The 17,583-nt window shown below is 66.3% G+C and carries 17 protein-coding genes; 11 read left to right on the top strand and 6 right to left on the bottom strand.

What is annotated here, in order from left to right:
• Positions 1 to 6: 6 nt before the first annotated feature.
• Complete coding sequence (locus ACSQ12_RS14795) at positions 7 to 510, bottom strand: Lrp/AsnC family transcriptional regulator (protein ID WP_436065886.1); 504 nt, start codon at positions 508 to 510, stop codon at positions 7 to 9.
• Positions 511 to 642: 132 nt separating this feature from the next.
• On the opposite strand from ACSQ12_RS14795, the gene ACSQ12_RS14790 reads away from it, so the two are divergent.
• Positions 643 to 1,806, top strand: coding sequence for a trans-sulfuration enzyme family protein (locus ACSQ12_RS14790; RefSeq protein WP_436065885.1), 1,164 nt, complete (start codon positions 643 to 645; stop codon positions 1,804 to 1,806).
• Here ACSQ12_RS14790 and ACSQ12_RS14785 read toward each other — a convergent pair.
• The gene (locus tag ACSQ12_RS14785) at positions 1,803 to 3,062 is read right to left on the bottom strand and encodes an MFS transporter (protein ID WP_436065884.1); all 1,260 of its coding nucleotides are present in this window, start codon (positions 3,060 to 3,062) and stop codon (positions 1,803 to 1,805) included. The two genes, ACSQ12_RS14790 and ACSQ12_RS14785, sit on opposite strands and share 4 nt — an antisense overlap.
• Before the next feature lie 97 nt (positions 3,063 to 3,159).
• Between ACSQ12_RS14785 and ACSQ12_RS14780 the strand changes: the two genes are divergently transcribed.
• Positions 3,160 to 4,143, top strand: coding sequence for a LysR family transcriptional regulator (locus ACSQ12_RS14780; RefSeq protein ID WP_436065883.1), 984 nt, complete (start codon positions 3,160 to 3,162; stop codon positions 4,141 to 4,143).
• A 27-nt stretch (positions 4,144 to 4,170) separates the two neighbouring features.
• On the opposite strand, the gene ACSQ12_RS14775 is transcribed toward ACSQ12_RS14780, so the two are convergent.
• Positions 4,171 to 5,220, bottom strand: coding sequence for a nitronate monooxygenase (locus tag ACSQ12_RS14775; RefSeq protein WP_436065882.1), 1,050 nt, complete (start codon positions 5,218 to 5,220; stop codon positions 4,171 to 4,173).
• A gap of 35 nt (positions 5,221 to 5,255) precedes the next feature.
• Between ACSQ12_RS14775 and ACSQ12_RS14770 the strand changes: the two genes are divergently transcribed.
• Positions 5,256 to 6,230, top strand: coding sequence for an N-acetylglucosamine kinase (locus tag ACSQ12_RS14770; RefSeq protein ID WP_436065881.1), 975 nt, complete (start codon positions 5,256 to 5,258; stop codon positions 6,228 to 6,230).
• A 72-nt stretch (positions 6,231 to 6,302) separates the two neighbouring features.
• On the opposite strand, the gene ACSQ12_RS14765 is transcribed toward ACSQ12_RS14770, so the two are convergent.
• A complete protein-coding gene (locus ACSQ12_RS14765) occupies positions 6,303 to 7,349 on the bottom strand; it encodes a pirin family protein (protein ID WP_436065880.1) in 1,047 nt (348 codons plus the stop codon).
• Positions 7,350 to 7,712: 363 nt separating this feature from the next.
• Between ACSQ12_RS14765 and rsgA the strand changes: the two genes are divergently transcribed.
• The 7 genes from rsgA to ACSQ12_RS14730 all read left to right on the top strand — a co-directional run bounded on the left by rsgA (position 7,713) and on the right by ACSQ12_RS14730 (position 14,908).
• Positions 7,713 to 8,873: a ribosome small subunit-dependent GTPase A gene (gene rsgA / locus ACSQ12_RS14760; protein ID WP_374100880.1), complete on the top strand. Its 1,161-nt coding sequence runs from the start codon at positions 7,713 to 7,715 to the stop codon at positions 8,871 to 8,873.
• Positions 8,874 to 9,096: 223 nt separating this feature from the next.
• Positions 9,097 to 10,194, top strand: coding sequence for an ABC transporter ATP-binding protein (locus ACSQ12_RS14755; protein ID WP_280872693.1), 1,098 nt, complete (start codon positions 9,097 to 9,099; stop codon positions 10,192 to 10,194).
• A complete protein-coding gene (locus ACSQ12_RS14750; RefSeq protein WP_209743270.1) occupies positions 10,194 to 10,904 on the top strand; it encodes an ABC transporter permease in 711 nt (236 codons plus the stop codon). The genes ACSQ12_RS14755 and ACSQ12_RS14750 overlap by 1 nt, the downstream gene beginning before the upstream one ends.
• Positions 10,901 to 11,647 carry an ABC transporter permease gene (locus tag ACSQ12_RS14745; RefSeq protein WP_209743272.1) on the top strand — a complete coding sequence of 249 codons (747 nt, stop codon included), beginning with the start codon at positions 10,901 to 10,903 and terminating at the stop codon, positions 11,645 to 11,647. The genes ACSQ12_RS14750 and ACSQ12_RS14745 overlap by 4 nt, the downstream gene beginning before the upstream one ends.
• Complete coding sequence (locus ACSQ12_RS14740; RefSeq protein WP_436065879.1) at positions 11,644 to 12,600, top strand: glycine betaine ABC transporter substrate-binding protein; 957 nt, start codon at positions 11,644 to 11,646, stop codon at positions 12,598 to 12,600. The genes ACSQ12_RS14745 and ACSQ12_RS14740 overlap by 4 nt, the downstream gene beginning before the upstream one ends.
• A 127-nt stretch (positions 12,601 to 12,727) precedes the next feature.
• The gene (locus ACSQ12_RS14735; protein ID WP_011692677.1) at positions 12,728 to 13,948 is read left to right on the top strand and encodes a pyridoxal phosphate-dependent aminotransferase; all 1,221 of its coding nucleotides are present in this window, start codon (positions 12,728 to 12,730) and stop codon (positions 13,946 to 13,948) included.
• Between the two features lie 105 nt (positions 13,949 to 14,053).
• The gene (locus ACSQ12_RS14730) at positions 14,054 to 14,908 is read left to right on the top strand and encodes a polyphosphate kinase 2 family protein (RefSeq protein WP_436065878.1); all 855 of its coding nucleotides are present in this window, start codon (positions 14,054 to 14,056) and stop codon (positions 14,906 to 14,908) included.
• Between the two features lie 25 nt (positions 14,909 to 14,933).
• Here ACSQ12_RS14730 and ACSQ12_RS14725 read toward each other — a convergent pair whose 3' ends face one another.
• Together ACSQ12_RS14725 and xseA are read right to left on the bottom strand one after the other, a co-directional pair.
• Positions 14,934 to 15,164, bottom strand: coding sequence for an exodeoxyribonuclease VII small subunit (locus ACSQ12_RS14725; protein ID WP_011692675.1), 231 nt, complete (start codon positions 15,162 to 15,164; stop codon positions 14,934 to 14,936).
• Positions 15,165 to 15,231: 67 nt separating this feature from the next.
• Positions 15,232 to 16,518, bottom strand: a complete 1,287-nt coding sequence (gene xseA, locus ACSQ12_RS14720; RefSeq protein ID WP_436065877.1) for an exodeoxyribonuclease VII large subunit — start codon at positions 16,516 to 16,518, stop codon at positions 15,232 to 15,234.
• 187 nt (positions 16,519 to 16,705) lie between these two features.
• Between xseA and ACSQ12_RS14715 the strand changes: the two genes are divergently transcribed.
• Complete coding sequence (locus ACSQ12_RS14715; protein ID WP_436065876.1) at positions 16,706 to 17,578, top strand: hypothetical protein; 873 nt, start codon at positions 16,706 to 16,708, stop codon at positions 17,576 to 17,578.
• Positions 17,579 to 17,583: the final 5 nt, after the last annotated feature.

Below are 17,583 nucleotides of genomic sequence, written 5' to 3'. Positions count from 1 at the left end.
GGCCGGTTAGTCCGGCAGCGGACCGTGGTTGCCGGGGATGTGTTCGAACACCAGTGTGGTTTCGGTGTGGCCCACCACGGGATCGGTGGCCAGGTTGTCCAGGACCCAGTCGCGCAGGTCCTCGGTAGTGGCCACGGCAATGTGCAGCAGGTAGTCCACCGATCCGGAAGTGTGGAAGGTGGACAGCACGGCCGGGAGCCGGGGCACCCGTGACGTGAACCGGTCGATCTGTTCGCGGTCGTGGGCGCGGAGCCGCACAGCGATGAGTGCCTGGACGGACCGCCCGATGGCTGACAGGCTCAGTTTCGCTTCGAAGCCCTGGATGATGCCGCGTTCGGACAGTGCCCGCGTGCGCATGAGGGCCGTGGACGGGGCAATGCCCACGAGCTCGGCCAGCTGCTTGTTTGAGATCCGGGCGTCGTCCACGAGGGCTGCCAGCAGCCTCTCGTCGATGGCGTCCAGCGGTTCGGTTCCCGCGCCCAGCCGAATATTCTTCGCACCGCTACCCACAGCGCCTCCTCAAAGTGTTATGAGTTCATCATAAACTCCACTTTCCGACAGTTCCATTCGTAAGCCCTAGGAAACTCCGAATTATTGCCAGAGACTTGCCGGATTCAATGGCGAATAATTCAAAGGAGTCCCGTGCTTTCTCCCGATTCACTGGCTGTCCATGCTGGCCGGGCCGGCCTCACCGAACAAGGCGTGCATGCCGTGCCGATTGACCTCTCCACCACTGCGCCGCTTCCGTCGGTCCACGACGGCGGCCGGGCATATGAACAAATGGCCACCGGCGGCATGCCCCTGGAAGGCCAGAGCACCGTCTACCAGCGCCTGTGGAATCCCACGGTGGCCCGCTTCGAGGAGGGCGTGGCCGTCCTGGAGGGCGCACCGGAGGCGGTGGCCTTCGCCACCGGGATGGCTGCCCTTTCAGCCGTCCTGCTTGCGACTGTGGCTGCCGGCAGGAAGCACGTGGTGGCAGTCCGGCCGTTGTATGGCGGGAGCGACCACATCCTCGCTTCGGGCGTCCTGGGCACCGAAGTGACGTTCACGACGGCGGACGGTGTCCGCGAGGCCCTGCGTCCGGACACGGGACTGATGATTGTGGAGACGCCCGCCAACCCCAGCCTGGAGCTTGTGGACATTGCGCAGCTTGCCCGTGACGCTGACGGCGTCCCGCTCCTGGTGGACAACACCTTCGCAAGTCCGGTCCTCCAACAGCCCCTGGTCCACGGCGCCACGCTCGTCTTGCACAGCGCCACCAAATTCCTCGGCGGGCACGGGGATGCGATGGGCGGTGTGGTTGCGGCTTCGGTGGAGTGGACCACCAGGCTCCGCCAGGTCCGTGCCGTGACAGGCGGAATCCTGACTCCCTGGCCGGCCTATCTGCTCCATCGCGGGCTGGCCACCCTGCCGGTGCGCGTCCGGGCACAGCAGGCAACCGCGCACAAGGTTGCCGCTGCCCTGGCCGGACACGGGCTCGTGAAAGCGGTCCACTACCCGGGGCTCCCGGAGTGCGACCCGCTGGGGCTGGTGGGGACGCAGATGTCCGGCCCCGGCTCGCTGCTGGCGTTTGAACTGGCCAGCGCCGAGCACGCCGAGCGCGTGCCGGCGGCGGTCCGGATGATCACCCACGCCGTGTCCCTGGGCGGCATCGATACCCTTATCCAGCACCCGGCCGGACTGACCCACCGGCCCGTTGCCTCCGAGGCCAGGCCGCGTGCCAGCCTGCTTCGATTGTCCGTGGGGCTGGAGGACGTCGCGGACATTGTGGCGGACCTTCTGCAGGCAGTCGAAGGAACGCGCTAGCCGGCCGGATTCTGCTGCCCGGAGGCCTGTTGACCGGCACCCGACGCAGGATGCACGACGGCGGTGATCACCGCCGTCGTGCATCCCAGTCCGATGACCGTCAGTGCGAGCGCCGTCCAGCCGAAGGACTGGAATACCAGGCCGCCTGCCCACCCGATTGCGCTGGAGCCAAGGTAATAGGCAAGGTTGTACAGCGAGGCGGCCTGAGCCCGGCCGGTGGTGGCGATCCCTCCGGTCCAGCCTGCCCCGATGCTGTGCGCCGCAAAAAATCCTCCGGTGAAAACCACTAGACCGGCCAGGATCAGGACCAGCAATTGCGTCAATGTCAGCGCCAGGCCAAGGACCATCAGCACGATTCCCGCCAGCAGGATGGTCCGCCGTCCGAACTTCTGCGTGAGCCCGCCGGCCAGCCTGGAGGTCACCGTCCCGGACAGGTATGCCACAAAAATGAGGCTGATCAAGGTGACCGGCAGCCCGAACGGATCACCGGACAGCCGGAAGCCGAGGTAGTTGTATACGGCCACGAAGCCGCCCATGAGCAGGAACGCCTGCACATAAAGGGCCAGCAGGCGGGGATTGCGCAGATGGCCGGCCAGCATCCTTGCGGCCCCGCGGAATCCGCTGGCGTGTGCGGGTGTGAACCCGCGGGCCTTGGGCACCAGGACCAGGAACAGGACGGCAGCAACGGCGGCCAGGACGGAGACAGCCAATGTGGCCGCCCGCCATCCCCACAGTTCAGCGACGGGGCCCGCAACCAGTCGTCCCGCAAGCCCGCCCAGCGTGGTTCCCGCGACGTAGCTTCCGGCCGCCATGGCGGCGTGCACCTTGTGGACTTCCTCATTCAGGTAGGCAATGGCGATTGCCGGAATTCCGCCGAGCGCCATGCCCTCAAGCAAGCGGAGCCCCAGGAGCATGGGAAAGGTGGCGGCCAGGGGCACCAGCAGGCCCAGGACGGTCGCGGCCGTGATGCCCAGGGTCATCGCCCGCACCCGGCCGATCCGGTCAGCCAGGAAGGACCACGGGATGACAGTGACGGCCAGCCCCACCGTCGCCAGCGAGATCGTCAGCGCGGCTTCGGCGGCCGTGATCTGCAGGTCCGCGGCCATGATCGGCAGCACGGCCTGGGTGGAGTAAAGCTGCGCGAATGTCGCCACCCCGGCGAAGGCCAGCCCCGCGAGCAGTCTCCCGTAGGCGGCCGAGCCCTTGGGATGGCCTGCCCACGGGCCGGGTTGGGGGGTGTCCTGCGTTGCCGTCATGTGCACCAAGCCAGCGTAGATCGCCCGATGGCATGCTTCCAATGCATGATTTACATAGAACAAATGCTGAAAACGGATCAATCTCAAGGAGGCCATGATGGACATTGAGCACAAACAGCTGGCGCAGTTGCTGCCGTTACTCCCAGTCCTGTCCGAACTTGGCCGGACGCAGCACGTGACGGAAACGGCGGAACTGCTGGGCATGCCCCAGTCCACCGTCAGCCGGGCGCTCGCCCGCGCCAGTGCCGTGGTGGGCACTGAACTCCTGATCCGGGACGGCAGGGGAGTGCGGCTGACGCCGGCAGCCAAGGCGCTGTTGCCCTACATTGACGCGGCGCTGAACGAATTCCGGACCGGACTGGACCTGGTGCGGCACGAATCCGAGGTGGTGCGGGGAAGGATCGCAGTCGCATTCCAACACACCTTTGGCGAGGCGACGCTGCCGCTACTGATCAATGCGTTCCACCACCGCCACCCGCAGACCGCCTTCGACCTCAGCCAGGGAGCCCGGGACGGCTGCCTGGCGGAACTTGCGGCGGGGACCGCGGACCTCGCTTTGACGGCACCCGTCGCCCCCGCGGGCCGCAGCATCGGCTCCGCTGCCCTGTACCGGGAGCCCTTGAGGCTGGTGGTGCACCATGAACACCCCCTGGCCGGCCGGAAGAGCGCCCGGCTTGCGGACATCAGGCAGGACCCGTTCGTGGCCATGGGGCACGGATTCGGCATGCGGTCACTGACGGACGCACTGTTTCGCGAGGCCGGTTTCCGCCCGCGCATCGCCTTCGAAAGCCAGGATTCCCACACGGTCCGCGGGCTGGTATCAGCCGGGCTGGGTGTCAGCATCCTCCCGCCCGGTGGCCGGGCTCCGGGGCGGACAGTGACTGAGCACACCGGAAACCTTGGCTGGGTGGAGGTGCCGGTGGCATCGGGACTGGCATTCCGCGAAATCGGCCTGGCATGGCGCGAACGCCGCGCCGGCCACGAGGCCGAGGCCGATCAGGTCAGGCTGTTCCGGGAAATGGTCCTGACTGAGGGGCCCAGGCTGTTGGCGGGACTTATCCGCGCGCGTTCGGAGGGCTGATCCGCGGGCTTCGAGAGGCCGATCTGTTCAGGAAAAGGCTGAACCCGCAAGCATCCTGTTAATGATGTCCGAGACCGGACCGGCTTCCGCCTTGCGCCATCCGGTTCCGGCCCACAGGTTCAGCCTTTCCGGGTCACCCGCCGCGGCCGCCGCCGCGCGGATCGGAGCGGTGAGATGGTGGAGGGCAGGGTACCCCTCCGGTGCGTCGCCATGGTCGCGGACGAACGAATTGACCAGGGCCCTTGCCTGCCTCCCGGTGAACGCACGGGTCATCCGAGTCTCGGTAAAGCTTTGGCTGGTGAGGGCGTCCTTGTGGAGCTGGCGGGCGCCGCTTTCGTCGCTGCGCAGAAACGCGGTACCCAGCTGGGCTGCCGTTGCGCCGGCGGCGAGCACCGAGTCGAGGTCCGTGGAATCCATGATTCCGCCGGCCGCGACGAGGGGAACGCCGACGGCGGTGCGCACCGCGGCGAGCAGCTCCGCCGTCGTCGCGGGGCCGGGGGAGTCCGTAGTGCTTTCCCGGGCCAGAAAGGCCGCACTGTGGCCGCCGGCGCTGCCGTGCTGGATCACTAGGATGTCCGCTCCGCGCTCCACGGCCAGCGAGGCTTCCGCCGGGCTGGTGACCGTGGCAATGATCGTGGAACCGGCGCGTTTGAGCGCTCGCACTTCAGCCTGCTCCGGGAGCCCGAAGGTGAAGCTGACAAACTCCACGGGATCCGCCAGCAGGGCGTCGATCTTGCCCTGCCACTCGTCGTCGTCGTCGAGCCGCAGCCCCGGAAGGGCCACCCCGTACCGCCCGGCGTCCGGCTCGAGGTTCCGCCGGTAGTTCTCCAACTGTTCCCTGACAGCGGGCGGGGGATTGAGCTGCGTCCGGTCCGGGACGAAGAGGTTCATGCCGAAGCGCGCCCCGGCGGAGCGCACCTCGCGGATATCGGACTGCATGGCTGCCACGGTTTTGTAGCCCGCGGCCAGGAAGCCCAACCCGCCGGCCTGGTGCGCGGCCTGCACGAACCGGGGCGTCGATGTCCCCCCTGCCATGGGTGCGGCGATGATCCGTGTACCGAAAATGGTGCCCGTCATTCCTGCTCCTTGTGGTGACTCAGTAGTCTGTTCACGTGACTAATTCTGACAACCTTCCGGCAACGGATTCTGTTCCTTCCCCCGGGGGGCTCCCCGCCGCGACGTCCGCTGCCCCGCCCGCCACGATCCCCGGCGCCGTCATCGGCCTGGATATTGGCGGCACCAAGACGCGCGGCGTCCGCTTCGAAGACGGCAAGGCCGTAGCCGATGAAAGCGTCGGCAGCTCGAACGTGCAGAACGTCAGCCGTGAGGAAGCTGCCCTGCACCTGGCGGAGCTGTTCGCGAAGATCGGCGGAGGCACGGTGTCCCAGGTCTACGCCGGCGCCGGCGGCATCGACACGGACGAGGACGCGGCCGCACTCTCAGCTCTGATCGCGCCCCATGTGCCCGGCGCGAGGATCACAGTGGTCCATGACTCCCGGCTGTTGCTGGCGGCCGGCGGGGCGAGTACCGGGGTGGCTGTCATCGCGGGGACCGGCTCTGCCGCCTGGGGAAAGAACGACCGGGGCGAGGAAGCACGGGCCGGCGGCTGGGGCTACCTGCTCGGAGACGAAGGCAGCGGCTACTGGCTGGGCCGTGAAGCTGTCCGGCACAGCCTCCGCCGCATGAACCAGGGCCTGGAACCCGACGAACTAACCACGGCCCTGTTGCGGTCCTGCAACATCGACGACCCCAACAAGCTGATTGCGCTGTTCCACTCACCGGAGACCGGCCGGCGTTACTGGGCGCAACGAGCCCGGCTCGTGGTGGAAGCGGCGGACGCAGGCCATGCCGCCAGCCAGGCGCTCGTTGAGCAGGCAGGCAGGGACCTCGCAGGCCTGGCGGCCCAAGCTTTGCGGAAGCTGGGCATCCAGGGCCCGGTGATCCTGGGCAGCGGCCTCGGCATGAACGTGGCCAGGCTGCAGGATTCCTTCAAGCGCAGCGTTGCCGCCGAGGGCGTCACGGATGTGCGGGTCCTGGAGCAGGATCCTGTCTTCGGCGTCCTGCAACTGGTGGCTGAACAGGGATAGCCTCAAGGCCCAGGGCTTAGGGCTCAATGCGCCCAGGGCGCCCGTCAGATGGGGCCGGTCAGATGGAGCCGGTCACGAACGGGTGCGGGGCCGGAGCCGGACTCCCGGCAGCGGAGGCGCCGGGATGCGCCCGGCCTCGGCGCCCGCCTCCGGGCCGTGGCCGCGGACGAGTCCGAACCGGGAGCCCTCGGCTGTCGGGTCCGGGAGGTCGGCCTGGTCCTCCCAGTCCTGGCGGGCCTGTGCCACTTCATCGTGGGTCCTGCCCACGAAGTTCCACCACATCAGCAACTCTTCCTGGAACGGCTCGCCGCCCAGCAGGATGAAGCGGGTGCCGGGCAGCGCCTCGACTTCCAGCAGGCGGCGGCCGGTCCCGAGGTAACCCAGCGGGCCCGGCGGCACGTCCTGCCCGTCGAGGGTGAGTCCGCCGTCGAGCACCAGCACCGCATGCTCAAACTCGGGGTCAAGCGGCAGGACGACTGATCCGCTGCAGGTGATGTCCGCACCGACGATGGGTGAATACATCGTGGCCGGCGAGGCCGCACCGGCGAAGCTTCCCACCATCACCGTCGCGGTGAAACCGTCTCCGGTGACCTCCGGGAGGTCGCGGTGCTGCTCGAACGCGGGGGCCCTGTGGCGCTCGCCGTCCGGAAGGGCGACCCACAACTGGAGGCCGCGCTGCAGCGGCAGTTCCGTCCCGGCGTCCGACGTTTCGCCGGGGGAAGGGCGGTGCGGCAGCACTGCAAACTCGGAGTGCGAGACGCCGTTGCCCGCCGTCATGATGTTGAGCTCGCCAGGACGCACAATCACATCGCTGCCCACGCTGTCACGGTGCCTGATGGTGCCGGCCAGGGGCCACGTTACGGTCTGCAGGCCGGTGTGCGGGTGCGGGAGCACGGACATGGCCACCCGGTCCGGGCCGAAGCTGTCCAGGAAGCACCAGGCGCCCACGGTAGGCAGGCCCCGCTGCGGAAGGGTCCGGAAGACGTTCATGGCCCGGACTCCGCCGAGCGGAACTTCCCGGGCCGGCCATAGCTGGAGGCAAGGACCGTTTCCGGCGTACCCTCCGGGCTGTCCTGGCGGACACACTTCTTCAACGGGTCTCACTTCAAGGTTCGTCACAGACCAACTCTAGGCCGAAGAACCGGTTGCCGGGCAGGGGGCGGCAACAGCAGATGCACGCGGGACGGCCTGACCCCTAGCCAAGCCGGGCCGGACGGTTTAGCCTTGAAAAGCCGCCGGCAGATGCGCCCGGCGAAGCAGACGGCATGGCATCAAGGGTCATGGCCGCGGACACGGGGAGGTGGAGACGATGACTGCAATATTCCTGCGCGCCAAGAGCGCCAGCAACGTCATTTATTCCTGCCCCGGACACCAGCACGTCCTGACCCGCAGCAGCTGAGTCGCACCAGCAGACTCAAGCAGCGGAGTCCGTGCCAACGGGGCCTCACCAGAGGTTCTTCAGTGAAAACAACTCCAGGTCACGTGCTGACCGCAAAAGATTCAACACCTACCAACTCAGTTTCAACGCTGGCCGGTCCCGTGCACTACGGCTTCACAGCACGGACGGCAGCCTTTTTTGACGCCCATCCCGCCCCCGGCGGTGAGACTCCCGGACGGGTGGTCCGCGTGGACCGGAACCGGATCCTTGTTGCCGGAGCTGCGGAGCTTCGGCACCTGCCCTACCCGGTCCACGGCGAGATCCCTGCCACCGGCGACTGGGTGTGGCTCGGTTCCAACTTGGCAGGGGAGCCCGCCGTCGTCGCAGTGCTGCCCCGCCAGTCGGCGCTGAGCCGAAAACGGGCGTTCGAAGCATCCTCGGAGGCCCAGGTCCTGGGCGCCAACGTCGATGTGGTGGGAGTCGTGGTGCCGGTGGACCGGCCGCTCACCCACAACCGGCTGGAGCGGACGCTGGTGGCGGCCTGGGACTCGGGGGCCACCCCGCTGGTGATCATCACCAAAGCGGACCTTGCCGACATCGCGGACGACGTCGTCGGAAAGGTCATCCTGCAGTCCGCCGGCGTAGCTGTGGTCACCACGTCAGCGGAACAGGGCGACGGCCTCGACGAGCTGCTCGGCCACCTACCCGCGGGCGGGACCCTGGTCCTGTTGGGTCCCTCCGGTGCCGGGAAGTCCACACTGATCAACGCCCTTGCCGGGCATCGCGCGCAGGCTATCGGTCCGGTCCGGTCCGGCGACGGCAAGGGCAGGCACACTACCACCTCCCGCGAACTTGTGCCGCTGCCCGGGGGAGCTGTGCTCATGGACACCCCCGGCGTGCGCGGCTTCGGGCTTTTCGACGCCGAGGACGGAATGGGGGAGATGTTCGGCGACCTCGAGGAGCTGTTCGGCCGGTGCCGCTTCGCCGACTGCGCACATGATCGGGAGCCCGGCTGTGCTGTCCAGGCCGCGCTCGCCGACGGGACGCTGGAGATCCGCCGATGGGAGAGCTACCTCAAACTCCAACGTGAGCTTGCGGCGCTCAACCGCCGGCACGACGCAGCAGCCCGGCGGGCGTACCAGCGGGAATGGCACCAGAAGGTGGTGGTAGCCGGCAAGAGCCAACGGGCTGCCGAGCGTTACGGGCACGAACTGGACGCCGACCGCGCCGGCGGCGGGAAACGGGGGAAGCGGAAGCGCAGCTGACGCGGGGAGGGGGACGACGGCAGTGCCGGATTGCGCAATCCGGCATCGCCACCCATCCAAAAGGCGCAGGTCACCGAATGCTTACGGTAGCCGCGGCACCGCTGACTTTGTCGGGGCCGCTGGTTACGCTGTGTATTACCCGCTTTACAGCCGAAAGTCAGCAAGCTTATGATCTTCCGGCTTGACCGTCCGATGTGCCGCCAACAGTTAGGTAAGCCCGGAAATGGCTGAAGCCATGATCGAATTCCAGAGCGTCACCAAGCAGTACCAGGGCGGGCAGCCGGCCGTGGACAACCTCACCATGTCCATTGACAAGGGCTCCATCACGGTCTTCGTCGGACCCTCAGGCTGCGGCAAGACCACCTCCCTGCGGATGATCAACCGCATGGTGGAGCCCACCTCCGGCACTATCACCGTGGACGGAAAAGACGTCACCTCAGTGCCCGCTGCGCAGCTGAGGCGGTCCATGGGCTATGTCATGCAGTCCTCCGGGCTCATGCCGCACCGCTCGGTTCTGGATAACATCGCCACGGTCCCGCGGTTGAATGGCGTCCCCAAGGCCGAGGCGCGCAAGCGTGCCGAAGAACTGCTCGACGTCGTCGGGCTGGCCCCGGTGCTCGGCAAACGCTACCCCTCCCAGCTGTCGGGTGGTCAGCAGCAGCGGGTCGGAGTGGCGCGGGCACTCGCGGCAGACCCGCCGGTGCTGCTGATGGACGAACCGTTCAGCGCGGTGGACCCTGTGGTGCGCGACGAACTGCAGCAGGAGCTCCTCCGGCTGCAGCGGGACCTGGCAAAGACGATCGTTTTCGTCACCCATGACATCGATGAAGCCACCGTGCTGGGGGACAAGGTTGCTGTCTTCGCGACCGGAGGCAAGCTGGCACAGTATGCCACTCCGGAGGAGATCCTCAGGGCGCCGGCCAACGACTTCGTGGCCTCCTTTGTGGGCAAGGACCGGGGTTTTCGTCACCTGGCGTTCAGCCCCTCCGACGCCGTCACGATCCATGACGTTCCGACGGTCAGCCGCAGGGAGTTGGAGGCCGGTGCTGCCGGATTGGGCGGCGACTGGCAGCTGGTACTGGATGCGGAGTCCCGCCCGCTCGGCTGGACAAACCCCGGTGCCGGCTCCGTGCTGATACCCGGGGGTTCGCTTTTCCGGAAGGGGGATACGCTCCGGCGCGCCCTTGACGCAGCGTTGTCGTCGCCCTCGGGTCTGGGCGTGGCCGTGGACGCGGACGGCAGGTTCGCCGGAGTCCTTAAGGCGGATGAGGTGCTCGCTGTCATCGAATCGGCCCGGCTGGTCCGGCAGGGTGCCCTCTGATGGAATGGTTCCTGGCCAACAGCGGACGGGTGTTCGAGCTCGCCGGCCAGCACCTCGTGCTGGCCATAGTGCCCATGGTCCTTGGCCTGGCGCTCTCGATTCCGCTGGCCCAGTTTGCCCGGCGAAACAGGACCCTGCGCTCCGTGGTTGTCACGGCAACGTCCCTGCTCTACACAGTCCCGTCCCTTGCCCTGTTCATCATTCTCCCGTCAATCCTGGGGACCAGGGTCCTTGACCCTGTCAACGTGATCGTGGCCCTCACGATCTATGCCGTGGCGCTGCTGGTGCGGGCCGCGCTCGACGCCTTCGACTCGGTGGACGAAGATCTCCGGCAGGCCGCCGTCGCCATGGGGTTCAAACCGGGCGCGCGCTTCCTCCAGGTCGATCTCCCGCTCTCCCTGCCGGTACTGTTCGCCGGGCTGCGGGTGGTGTCTGTCAGCAACATCTCCCTGGTGAGCGTGGCGGCCCTCCTGGGAATCGGTAACCTCGGCATGCTCTTCACCTCCGGCCTCCAACGGGGCTTCATTACCGAAGTCGTGGTCGGGATCATTGCCATCCTGGTGCTGGCACTTTTGATGGATGCGGTCCTCGTGCTTCTGGAACGTCTGCTGACGCCCTGGACCAGGGCTGCCGGCAGAACGGACAAGGCCGGGCTCCCTTCCGCGGCCGAACGGCTGTCCGATGTCCGGGCGGAGGGTGCGTCGGCATGAGCAACGTCTTTACGGACACCTTCGCCTGGCTTGGAGACCCGCTGAACTGGGCAGGGAGCTCGGGCATTCCCGCGAGGCTCGCTGAGCACCTGCAGTACACGGGACTCGTGATGCTGATTGCCACCGCCATCGCCGTCCCCATCGGCCTCTATGTCGGACACACCGGGCGCGGCCGGGTGGCGGTGGTTGCCTTGGCCGGTGCACTGCGGGCATTGCCCACCCTGGGCCTGCTGACCCTTTTCGTGCTGCTGGCCGGCATCGGCCTGATGCCTCCCATCTGGGCCCTGGTGATTCTCACGGTCCCCCCGCTGCTCGCGGGTACCTACGCCGGGATTGCCAGCGTGGACCGGAATGTCGTGGACGCCGCCCGGGCCATGGGCATGACCGAACTGCAGGTGCTTTTCCGGGCGGAATTTCCCAACGCACTGACCGTGATGTTCGGCGGATTCAGGACCGGTGTGCTCCAGGTGATCGCCACCGTCTCGGTGGTGGCCTACATCAACCTCGGCGGACTGGGCCGGTATCTCTTTGACGGCCTGGTGCTGTCTGATTTTCCGCAGATGCTGGGCGGTTCGCTGCTGATCGCAGCGCTGGCCATCACCGTCGATCTGCTGCTCGCTGTTTTCCAGAGGCTTTTCCTGTCCCGGGGAGCCTCTGCCACGCCAGGCCGGAGCCAGCAGGCGCCGGTTGATCTCACAGACCCCGTGCCCGCGGAGCCTGTTGTTCAAGGAGGTACATCATGAAGGAAACCAACCCTAATAACCTGGGCCGCCGCGCCTTCGGCGGCCTGGCTGCCGGCGTGGGGCTGGCCCTGGCCCTGTCCGCGTGCGGCGGCGGTTCGGATCCGCTTGGAAGTGCGCCGGCCACGAGCGGTTCCGGGGCAGGATCGGCGCTGGTGATCGGGTCTGCGGACTTCCCCGAAAGCCAGATCATCGCTGAAATCTATGCCGGTGCCCTGAACGCCGCCGGCGTGACCGCCAGCACCAAACCCAACATCGGCTCGCGCGAGGTGTATTTCAAGGCTGTCCAGGACGGCTCTGTGGACGTGATTCCCGACTACAGCGGAAACCTCCTGCTGCATGTGAACAAGGAAGCCACCGAGGTTTCGGCGGAGGACATTTACAAGGCGCTTCCGGCCAAGCTGCCGGAGGGCCTGGCCGTACTGGAAGCGTCCAAGGCGGAGGACAAGGACGCCATGGTGGTGACGAAAGCTACGGCTGAGAAATACCAGCTCAAATCGATTGAAGACCTCGCCAAGGTCTGCAGCGAGCTTGTGGTCGGAGCTCCGGCTACCTTCGCAGAGCGCGCCTACGGCCTGCCGGGGTTGAAGAAGAACTACAGCTGCGAACCCAAGAAGCTGGAACCGTTCAGCGACGGCGGCGGCCCCATCACCGTCAAGGCGCTGCTTGAGGACCAGGTGCAGGTTGCGGACATCTACACCACCACGCCGGCCATTGCCGACAACGACCTGGTGGTCCTGGATGACCCCAAGAACAACTTCATCGCCCAGCAGGTCCTGCCGCTGTACAACAAGGCCAAGATGACCGATAAGGCCAAGGAAGCGCTCAACTCCGTTTCCAAGACCCTCACCACGGATGACCTGATCAACCTCAACCGTGCAGTCAGCGGGACGCAGAAGCAGAACCCGAAGGATGCTGCGGCGGCCTGGCTCAAGGACAAGGGCCTCGTCAAGTAGGCCAAACCAGCCAACGCAAGTCCGACGGCGCCTGCCGGACCTCACGGGGTCCGGCAGGCGCCGCCGTCGTTCTCCGTGTGAGTCAAGTCTCAGCGGAAGTACATCCTCCATATGGCATATTTGATGAATGGCAGAATTCAAGCAGTCCACCAAGCTTCATAATGTCCTCTACGACATCCGTGGACCGATTCTTCAGGCCGCCCAGCAAATGGAGGCAGAGGGTCACCGGATCCTCAAACTGAACATCGGAAACCCGGCCCCGTTTGGTTTTGAAGCGCCGGACGCGATCCTGGTGGACATGATCCGCCATCTGCCCCATGCCCAGGGCTACAGTGACTCCCGCGGCATATTCTCCGCCCGGACCGCAGTGTCTCAGTATTACCAGACCCGCGGTATCCAGAACATCCACGTGGACGACATCTACCTCGGCAACGGCGTCAGCGAGCTCATCACCATGTCGCTCATGGCCCTCCTCGACGACGGCGACGAGGTTTTGATTCCCACGCCTGACTACCCGCTCTGGACCGCCTCCGTGGCCCTTGCAAGCGGACGCCCGGTGCACTATCTCTGTGATGAGGAGTCCGGCTGGCAGCCGGACCTGGAGGACCTCGAATCCAAGATCACTCCGCGCACCAAGGGAATCGTGGTGATCAACCCGAACAACCCCACCGGTGCGGTCTATCCCGAGGAAACCCTCAAAAAGATCGTGGCCCTGGCTGAAAAGCACGGCCTGGTCCTTTTCGCGGATGAAATCTACGAGAAGATCCTGTACGAGGACGCTGTCCATGTGAACCTGGCCGGCCTCACCGGCGACGACGTCCTGTGCCTGACCTTCAGCGGGTTGTCCAAGGCATACCGCGTGTGCGGGTACCGGGCCGGCTGGATGGCGATCTCCGGGCCAAAGAAGGACGCGGCCGACTACCTCGAAGGCATCAGCCTGCTTGCCAACATGCGCTTGTGTGCCAACGTGCCGGCCCAGCATGCCATCCAGACGGCATTGGGCGGATACCAGAGCATCAATGACCTGATCCTGCCCGGGGGCCGCCTGCTGGAACAGCGGAACAAGGCTTACGACCTGCTCAATGCCATTCCCGGCGTCAGCACGCAGCAGGCCAGGGGAGCGCTGTACCTGTTTCCGAAACTGGATCCGGAGGTCTTCCACATCCGGGACGACGAAAAGTTTGTCCTGGACCTGCTCCGTGAGCAGAAGATCCTCGTTTCCCACGGCCGCGCCTTTAACTGGGTCCGGCCTGATCACTTCCGGATGGTCACGCTGCCCAACGTGAAGGATATCGAAGAGGCAATCGGCCGGATGGGGGACTTCCTGAGCCGGTACCAGGGGAACTAGCCTGATGGCAGCAGCGCCGCCCGGTGTCTCCCGGGCGGCGGCAGCCGGACGCGGCCGCGAGGAAGCGGGGCTCCGGACTGGCGGCACATCGGCGGAAGGCTTCACATGTCAGGAATCGAAACATTCGACGAACACCCCTCGGGAACCCTCGCGGCCGGTGACGGATTCAGGCTGTCCGACGTCGATCCGGACTCCACTCCGGGCTACCCTGGCGGCAAATCGGACGGACAGGCACTCCTGGCCGAACTCGACGGCAAACTTGCCACCCTCCAGGAGAAGTTGTTCGCCGAAGCCAAATTCGGCGGCACCAAGCGCGTCCTGCTGATCCTCCAGGCTATGGACACGGCGGGGAAGGGCGGCATTGTGGCCCACGTCGTGGGTGCCATGGACCCGCAGGGTGTGCAGCTCAAGGCGTTCAAGGCGCCCACCGATGAGGAAAAGTCCTACGACTTCCTCTGGCGGATCGAAAAGGAAGTACCCGCGGCCGGCATGGTGGGCGTGTTTGACCGCTCCCACTATGAGGATGTGCTCATCCACCGCGTCCACGGCTGGGCCTCCCCGGAGGAGCTGGAGCGGCGCTACACGGCGATCAACGAATTTGAAGCCAGGCTTTCAGCCAGCGGCACCCGAATCGTCAAGGTGATGTTGAACATCAGCCGGGACGAACAGAAAGCCCGCCTGCTGGCCCGGCTGGACGATCCTTCGAAGCACTGGAAGTACAGCAGCGGCGACTTGAAGGAGCGTGCCTTCTGGGACGACTACATGGCCGCCTTCCAGGCGGCCTTCGACAAGACGCACACCGAAGTGGCGCCCTGGCATGTGATCCCGGCGAACAAGAAGTGGTACGCGCGCATCGCCGTGCAGCAACTGCTGCTCCAGGCCCTGGAAGACCTCCACCTTGAATGGCCCGCTGCGGAATTCGACGTCGACTTTGAGCGGAGCCTCGTGGAAAGGTCCTGACGGACACGGCCCGGGGACCCTGGTCCTACGACTCCGGGCCGGCCTGGTTACGGGCGGCGGCCAGCCGCTTGCGGGCGCCTTCCAGCCACTCCTCACAGCGTCTGGCAAGGGCCTCGCCCCGCTCCCACAGCGCGAGCGAGTCCTCCAGGCTGGCCCCGCCGGCTTCCAGCTTGCCCACGACAGCCACAAGCTGCTCGCGTGCCTCCTCGTAGCTCAGCGCTTCGATGTCCGCGTTCGGGTTGTGTTCTGCTGCCAATGTGATTGCTCCCTGCTGGTGATGAGTGGATGGGCGCTACGGGGGATTTCTCCGGCGCGGGGCTGGTTTAGGTATCGGTTATTCGCTGGCCGCCCGTGGACCGGGCGGCAAAGGACCCGCCGGCAACCCGTACGAATAGATCCGAGCCCTCCGGAGCCTGCGAAGGGTGCCGAACGACGGAAAGCGGTGCGTCTTCGGCCTGGGCCGTCCCGGCGACCTGCACCACTGCGTAGCCCCGATCCAGCGTCTGTTGTGGGGAGAGGGATCGGACCTGGTTGCGGAGATGGAGGATCTGGTCAGCCCCTCTCAGTACTGCCGTGCTGATGGCTGCACGGGAGCGGCTGCTGAGCCGGGCCACGTCTTCGGCCCGGGCGCTGACCATGACCTCCGGCGCGGCGAGCACGGGCCGTGAATGCAGGGAGGCCAGCCGGTCGGCTTCCCGCTCTACCAGGCGGTTCACGCCGCGCCGGAGCTGGTCCCTGGCCTGCCGTACCCGGGCGAGCTCCTCCACGACGTCAGGAACAATCCTCTTTGCCGCGTCCGTGGGCGTGGAGGCCCGCAGGTCAGCGACGTCGTCGAGGATGGGACGGTCCGCCTCGTGGCCGATCGCGCTGACCACCGGCGTCGAGGCATTGGACACTGCCCTGATCAGATCCTCATTGCTGAAGGGCAGGAGGTCCTCAAGCGCACCGCCGCCGCGGGCAATCACAATGACGTCAACATGCGGGTCGGCATCGAGGTCCCGCAGCGCGCCCATAATCTGGGAAACAGCCGTGTTTCCCTGCACAGCTACTTCCCGGATCTCGAATTCGACCGCGGGCCACCGGAGGGCGGCATTGCGCAGGACGTCCTTCTTGGCGTCGGAATCGCGTCCGGTGATCAGGCCGATCCGGTGGGGGAGGAGCGGGAGGCGTTTCTTCCGGGAGTCCGCGAAGAGCCCTTCCATGGAAAGTGCGTGGCGGAGCCGCTCAATCCGCGCCAACAGGTCTCCCAGCCCCACCGGCCGGATGTCCTTCACCGACATGTTGAGGCGTCCGGTCTTCAGCCAGAACTCGGCTTTCAGGAGTGCCACCACCCTGGAACCCCGTTCCAGGGGAACGTCCTGGCGATCCAGCACATTCGACCAGATGGACGCAGGCAGCGAAATTTCGGCGTCCACGTCCCGGAGTGTCATGAAGGCGCTGCCGCCGCGGCGGTTCAACTCTATGACCTGGCCTTCGACCCAGGCGGAGGGAGTCCGGTCGATGTGGGCTTTGAGCTTCTGGGACAGTAACTGCAGGGGCCAGGGATTGTCCGGGCTCGTTTCGGCAGCCGTGGCAGGAACCGTGCTGGCCGCGGGCACATTGTCAGGCACGGTCGGACCGTGACGGGAAGGGAGCCTTGGGCATGGGAATCCTTTGCGGGTGGCAGTGCTTCAAAAACGGACTGGCATCAAACCAAATCAACTCTATCCATAGCTCTACCACTGTCAGCCGACATTTTTTGCTTCCCTGCCGGCACCCCTAGGATGGCAGTACCGCCAACCACAACCGAGGAATCCCTTGCGCACTTTTGTCTCAGCTGCCGCCGTCATCCTTGGACTGCTGCTGGCCGCCGTCGCTGTTCCAGCCATCTGGGTTGACCGGAACATTGTGCAGGAGGACGGCTTCGTTTCCCTCGCCGCTCCCTTGGGCAAGGACACCGTCTTCCAGGAACGGCTGGCTTCGGCAGCAGTTGGCAGCATCGATCCGGCCGGCCGCATTCCTGAGCCGTTCACGGAACTGGTGCAGCCGATCCTCGACTCAGCCGCCAAATCCCTGACGACGCTCCCCGGTTATCCGGCAGCCTGGGAAGAGACACTGGGGAAGAGCCACCGGCTCAATTTCCCGGCTTCCGGGGCCGCCTCGACGGAGGCGGAACCGTCCACGTCCCTCACCCTGGATGTGGCGCCCCTGGTTGGCCTGCTGACCAAGCAGATTTCGGAAGCTATGAATATTCCGCTGGACGCGCCGGATCAGACTCTGATCAACATAGGACAGCCGAGCCAGCGTCAACTCGTGGACCAGGTTTCGGCGTACGCCCCCATGGGCTGGCCGGTGGCCGCCGGCTCCGCCATCGCCTTCCTGCTGGCCCTCATTGCCGCACGCCGCCGCTGGACTGTGCTGGTGGGCACGGGAGCCGGGGCGTTGGTGCTGGCGGCGGTTTGGAAGCTCGGCTCAGACGCGGCCGGACTCGCAGTGGGCGGGACAGCCAGCGGGAACGAGGTGGCGGACATCTTCAAAAGCGAATTCGTCGCGGCATCCTCCGAACGGTTCGGGCAGTGGATCGTGGCGGCGCTCATTGCCGGCGCAGTCCTCATGGTGGCGGGTGTCATTCTCCGCCTCGTTGCTGGCGCCGTCGGCGCGGGCACCGGACGCGACCAGCGTTCCCGGTAGCATTG

Source organism: Arthrobacter sp. LjRoot14 (assembly GCF_964253905.1).
GTDB lineage: Bacteria > Actinomycetota > Actinomycetes > Actinomycetales > Micrococcaceae > Arthrobacter.
Note: the sequence above shows the minus strand (reverse complement) of the source record. Positions and strands in the feature narration are given on the sequence as shown.